The following is a 5533-nucleotide window of genomic DNA, read 5'->3' on the forward strand; positions in this document are numbered from 1 at the left end:
CGTCGAACGAGGGCCTGCCCCCGTCGAGCAGCTCCCGCAGCACGACGGCCGACTCCCGCAGCCTGGTCACCGACCGGCTCCGGTCGCGCCCGTGCCACTGCGCCACCACCACGGGGCTGGAGGTGCCGATGGCGACGCCGACCCGACGTCCGGTCAGGTCGGCGACCGAGGCCACGCCGCGCGCGATGGTCATGGGGTCGCGCACGGCGACCGCTAGCGGCCCCACGGTCAGCCCGACGCGCCGGGTCTCGGTGCCGAGCACGGCGGCCAGGGCGAACGCGTCGTAGGTGGCCATCTCACCCACCCACAGCTCGTCGTAGCCGAGCCGGTCGGCGGCGCGCGCCGTCAGCAGGGCCTCGCCGGGCGGCCGGTCCTGCCAGAACCCCAGGGAGACGCTCAGCCGGGGCACGGGTGTCGTGGAACCGGCTGTCATCGCACGCGCTCCACGACCGTGGCGCTGCCGGTGCCGGCGGCGCCGCTGACCGCGACCACGCCGTAGCGCCCGCCGGTCCGTTCCAGCTCGTCCACGCAGGACGCGAGGAGGATCGGGCCGGTGGCGCCGAAGGCGTGGCCCATCGCGATCGTGCCGCCGTTGGGGTTGAGCTGCTCGTCGGAGATGCCCAGGTCGCGCTGGAGCTTCAGGCACGTCGCGGCGAACGCCTCGGCCACCTCGAACACGTCGACGTCGGCCGGGGTGAGCCCGGCGCGCTTCAGCGCCTTCTCGATCGCGGCCTGGCCCGCGGTGAGCATGATGACCGGGTCCACCGCGGCCGTGGCGGCGGAGAGCACCCGGGCGCGCGGGCGGAGCCCGGAGGCGCGCGCGGCGGCGGCGTCGCCGAGCAGGACGATGCCGGCCCCATCGGCGAGCGCGGGCGAGGTGCCCACGGTGTGCAGGTGGCGGATCTCGCCCACCTCGGGCCGCCTGCGCCGCACCAGGTCGTCCTCGCCCCTGGCGCCGAGCGCGGCGAAGGCCGGCTCAAGCGCGGCCAGGCTCCCGGCCGTGGTGCCCGGCCTGACGTTCTCGTCGCGGTCCAGGACAGTGTCGCGGCCGGTCCGGTCGCCGGGCTGTACGGGCAGCAGGGAGGGGGCGAACCTGCCGTGTTCCCAGGCCGCCGCGGCGCGGAGCTGGCTGCGCAGGGCGTAGGCGTCGAGCTGGGCCCGCTCGAAGCCCTCCAGGGTGGCGACGAGGTCGGCGGCGATGCCCATCTGCACCGCGCCCACCCGTTCGACCACCTCGCCGTCCCGCCAGACCGGGGCCTGGTCGGAGAACATCGGCACCCGGGACACCGACTCCACTCCCCCGGCGCCGACCAGCCCGGCCGAGCCGAAGGCGATGTGGGCGGCGGCGGTGTTGACGGCGTCCACGCCCGAGGCGCAGAACCTGTTGAGGGTCATCCCGGAGGTGGACTCGCCCCATCCGGCCAGCACTGCGGCGGTGCGGGCCAGGTCACCACCCTGCTCGCCGGTCTGGGTGGCCGATCCGATGATCAGGTCCTCGACCAGGTGCGGCTGGATCCCGGACCGGTCGCGTACCCCCTCCAGCAGCAGGGTCGCCAGCTCCAGCGGGGCGATCCCGGCGAGGCCGCCGCCCGGTCGGCCCTTCCCGCGCGGGGTGCGCAGGGTGGAGAGCACGTAGACGCCGGTCACCGGTGGCCTCCGGAGGTCCGGAGCTGGTCGGCGCGGACCCAGGTGGCGTGGAACCCCGTGGGGACGCGGCAGGGAAGCAGCACCCGGCCGATCGGCCCGGCCGATACGTCGGCGGCGTCGAAGACGGCGACCTCGGCACGCCCCTCCCGCTCGTCGTTGACGAAGCTGACGAGGTAGCCGTCGGTCTCGCCGGTGGAGCCGTCGCGCGGCGCGAAGGGCGCCTCCGAGCCCCAGCGGCCCGGCCCGAACAGGTGCTCCTGCTTCTTCCCGGTCGCCGAGTCGAACCGGACCAGCCCGTCGAAGAGCAGCGTCTCCTGGGTGGCGAGGTGCATGTTGTAGGAGTAGCGGTGCGGCCGGCCGATGATCCGCGCGTCGACGCTGGGGAACTCGATGTCGTCGTCGTCGAGGGGGCCCTCGGTGGTGCGGCCGGTGCGCAGGTCGAACCGGTAGCGGTAGATGTGCGCGTTCAGCCGCAGGTAGGCGAGCATCTGCGCGATCTTCGACGTGTACGTCGCCTGGTGCTGCGGGTTCTTCACCCGGCAGACGTCCATGACGATCTCGTCGCCCTCCTCCCAGGAGTTGACGACGTGGTAGATGTAGCACGGCTTCGCCTCGAACCACCGGACGGCGTCGCCGGCGCCGTGCCGCGGGATCACGCCGAACCTGGCGGGCAGCGACCGGTCGAAGAGGATCCGATACTTGCCGGCGGCGAGCGCCTCCTGGTCCTGGATGAGCGGCAGGTCCATGAGGACGGAGTGGTCGGGGGTGATGGCCATGTCGTGCGGCAGCCTGGGACCGGGCAGCTCGATGTCGGTCACGTGGGTGACCGCGCCGTGCGCCCCGACGACGCCGTACCTCATGTACGGCGGGCCGTCGGGCCCGTAGTCGAACCACATCAGCTCGCCGGTCTCCTCGTCGGCCTTGGGGTGGGCCATCATGTCGCCGTTCAGGGTGCCGAGGAAGGTCTCCGCGCCGAGGGTCTCCAGGGAGAGCGGGTCGATGGCGTACGGGGTGCCGCACAGGTACCAGGTCGCCAGGACCTTGCCCCCGTGGTAGATCACGTCGGTGTTGGCGGAGTCCTTGATGCCCAGGCCGTGCCCGTTGCCGAACGGGTTGCCCGAGGGGTTCTCCATCACGCCGGTCCACAGCGCCGCGCCCGCCTTCGACTCCTCGTGGAACGCGGCGGTGCGCACCCAGCGGTTGCGGTAGCGGGCCCGGCCGTTCTCGAAGTGCATCGCGTGGATCATGCCGTCGCCGTCGAACATGTGGTGACGGCCGGGGGTCTCGTACCGGCGGTTGGGCCCGTTGCGCAGGAAGACCCCGTTGAGGTCGGCCGGGATCTCGCCGACCACCTCCAGGTCGTCGGCGGTCAGCTCGTCCTGGACGGCGGCGAACACGCCCATCAGGTAAGGGTTGGGCTCGTCCTCGCCGGGGACCGGACGGGCCACCGCTGTCAGCTGCGGCTGCTGGGTCATCTGGACGCCCTTTCCTGGGAGGCCCACTTGCTTCTATAAGCGAAGTCAGCGTCAAAGTAGCATGACTCTCTGGCCTTGAGAAGCGACGGAAGGGCGGGCAGGTGACGCAAGAGAGGCGGCCCAGCGCGATCGGGCAGGCTCTGCTGGCGATAGGCGACCAGTGGACCCTCCTGATGCTGCAGCGGGCGTTCCTCCTGCACACCCGCCGCTTCGCCGACTGGCGCGACGAGCTGGGCATGTCGGAGTCGGTGCTGGCCGGACGGCTGAAGGAGCTGGTCGCCGGGGACCTCCTCCGCCCCTCCCCCTACCGCGAGGAGGGCCGCACCCGTACCGAATACCTGCTGACCGAGCGGGCGACGGAGCTGTGGTCGCTGCTGGTCGAGATCTGGTCCTGGGAGCGCGGGTGGGTGTCCAGGCGGACGGGGCTGCCGGAGCTCACGCACGACGGCTGCGGCGAGCAGACCGACGTCGAACTCGGCTGCGCGGCCTGCCTCCGCGCCCCGGTCACCGCCCGCGACACCGAGACCTTCCGTGGCTCGGCGACCTTCGCCCAGGTGGCGGTGGCGCGCCACCACCGCAGGACCGTCCGCGACGACGTGGCCAGGGACCCGCTGTCCTACTTCCCGGAGACCTTCGAGCTGCTCGGCGACCGCTGGAGCACGGTCGTGCTGGCGGCGGCCTTCCTGGGAGTGCGGCGCTTCGCCGACTTCCAGTCCGAGCTCGGCATGGCGCCGTCGGTGCTGTCCGACCGGCTGCGGAGGTTCACCGAGCTGGGGGTCTTCGCCGCCGGCGCGGGCGACGGCGGGCGGCCCCGCTACCTGCTGACCGACAAGGGGCTCGCCTTCTTCGGGGTGTTCGCCTTCGTCGTCGACTGGGGGCAGCGGTGGTACACGGGGCCGCCGGGCACCGACCTGCTCATCACCCACCGCGCCTGCGGCGAGCCGTTCCGGCCCTACCTGCGCTGCCTGACGTGCGGCGAGCCGCTGGCCCGGACGGAGGTGCGCTTCCTGCTGGGCGACCGGGCCCCGCACAGTGCCCCGCACAGTGCCCCGAACCGTGCCCCGAACCGTGCCCCGCACCAGGCGGCGATCCCACAGGCCATCGCGGAAGCCGGCTTGCCGCGATCACCCCTACCGTAGGGGCATGGATCCCCTCATCAGCCGCAGGGCACTCAACCGGGCCACGCTCGACAGGCAACTGCTGCTCCGCCGCACAGACCGGCCCGTGCTGGACGTCGTCGAGCACCTCGGCGGGCTGCAGGCGCAGACCCCGCACACCTGGTACGCCGGCCTGTGGAACCGGATCGAGGACTTCCGGGCGGCCGACGCCGCCGACCTGCTCGCCTCCCGGGAGATCGTGCGGATCGCGATGCAGCGCTCGACCATCCACCTGGTGAGCGCGCGCGACTGCCTGGCGATGCGGCCGCTGCTGCAGGTGGTGACGGAGCGGATGACGCGGACGACGTTCGGCGGGCGGCTGGCGGGCGTGGACCTCGACGAGCTGGCCGCGGTGGGCCGGTCGCTGCTGGAGGAGCGGCCGATGACGTTCGCCGAGCTGGGGCGGGCGCTCGCCGAACGGTGGCCGGAGAGCGACCCGCACGCGCTCGGGCAGGGGGTGCGGTGGCTGGTGCCGCTGGTGCAGGTGCCGCCGCGCGGCCTGTGGGGCCGCAGCGGGCCGGTCGCGCACGCGCCCGCGCAGGCGTGGCTGGCGGGCCGGAGCGCTCCCGCGATGACGGCCGCCGCGCTGGTACTGCGCTACCTGGCGGCCTTCGGGCCCGCCACGGTCAAGGACGTGCAGACCTGGTCGGGGCTGACGCGGCTGGCCGAGGTGGTGGAGGGGCTCGACCTGGTGCGGTTCCGGGACGAGGACGGGCGCCTCCTCTACGACCTGCCGGACGCGCCCCGGCCGGACGAGGACGTCCCGGCGCCGGTGAGGCTGATGTACGACTTCGACAACCTGTTCCTGTCACACGCGGACAGGTCGAGGGTGATCACCGAGACGGGGTTCGCGTCGATGCGCGGGTTCATGGGGACGAACGTGATGCCGCGCCTCATCCTCGTCGACGGCCTCAGCATGGGCGACTGGACGGTGACCCGGGCCAAGGGCGTCTCCACCCTCACCATCCACCAGTGGGAGCCGATGGCGTCCCTGGCCGAGGTCGAGGCGGAGGGGCTCCGGCTGCTGGAGTTCCTGGCCCCGCGCGACAAGCACGAGACATCAGTCCTTCACGGCCCCTCCCAGACCTGAGACCAGCCTGCGCTGGACCGCCACGAAGAAGATCAGCACCGGGATGGTCATCAGCGTCGAGGCCGCCATGATGCCGCCCCAGTCGTTCTCGTCGGGCTTGAAGAAGACGAGCAGCGCCGCGGGCAGGGTCTGGTTCTCCTTGGCCGAGATGATGAAGGTCCTGG

5 protein-coding genes and 1 pseudogene are annotated in these 5533 nt (G+C 72.8%); 2 read left to right on the forward strand and 4 right to left on the reverse strand.

From position 1 onward, the window contains the following. The 3 genes from DAT37_RS11825 to DAT37_RS11835 all read right to left on the reverse strand — a co-directional run. A partial coding sequence (locus tag DAT37_RS11825; RefSeq protein WP_157978423.1) for an LLM class flavin-dependent oxidoreductase occupies nt 1-433 on the reverse strand: 433 nt, incomplete at its 3' end. Next, on the reverse strand, nt 430-1647 hold the full coding sequence (locus DAT37_RS11830) for an acetyl-CoA C-acyltransferase (protein WP_109524825.1): 1218 nt from the start codon (nt 1645-1647) through the stop codon (nt 430-432). The genes DAT37_RS11830 and DAT37_RS11825, both read right to left, overlap by 4 nt. Further along, a complete protein-coding gene (locus tag DAT37_RS11835; RefSeq protein WP_109524826.1) occupies nt 1644-3122 on the reverse strand; it encodes a carotenoid oxygenase family protein in 1479 nt (492 codons plus the stop codon). Before DAT37_RS11835 ends, DAT37_RS11830 begins: the two co-directional genes overlap by 4 nt. Nucleotides 3123-3223: 101 nt before the next feature. On the opposite strand from DAT37_RS11835, the gene DAT37_RS46025 reads away from it, so the two are divergent. Both DAT37_RS46025 and DAT37_RS11845 read left to right on the forward strand, forming a co-directional pair. Then, the gene (locus tag DAT37_RS46025; protein WP_109524827.1) at nt 3224-4261 is read left to right on the forward strand and encodes a winged helix-turn-helix transcriptional regulator; all 1038 of its coding nucleotides are present in this window, start codon (nt 3224-3226) and stop codon (nt 4259-4261) included. A 4-nt stretch (nt 4262-4265) separates the two neighbouring features. Next, a complete protein-coding gene (locus tag DAT37_RS11845) occupies nt 4266-5369 on the forward strand; it encodes a winged helix DNA-binding domain-containing protein (RefSeq protein WP_109524828.1) in 1104 nt (367 codons plus the stop codon). Here the strand turns inward: DAT37_RS11845 and DAT37_RS11850 are convergent. Beyond that, nucleotides 5340-5533: pseudogene (locus DAT37_RS11850) on the reverse strand (carbohydrate ABC transporter permease); the annotation flags it as partial. The gene DAT37_RS11845 and the pseudogene DAT37_RS11850 sit on opposite strands and share 30 nt — an antisense overlap.

Origin of the sequence: Nocardia aurea, from assembly GCF_003123685.1 — a bacterium.
GTDB classification, from domain to species: domain Bacteria; phylum Actinomycetota; class Actinomycetes; order Mycobacteriales; family Mycobacteriaceae; genus Nocardia; species Nocardia aurea.

Bases quoted from the DNA above. Each gene is read 5' to 3' on its own strand.
- DAT37_RS11835 (WP_109524826.1), bottom strand. From the start codon at position 3,122: ATGACCCAGCAGCCGCAGCTGACAGCGGTGGCCCGTCCGGTCCCCGGC.
- DAT37_RS11845 (WP_109524828.1), top strand. From the start codon at position 4,266: ATGGATCCCCTCATCAGCCGCAGGGCACTCAACCGGGCCACGCTCGAC.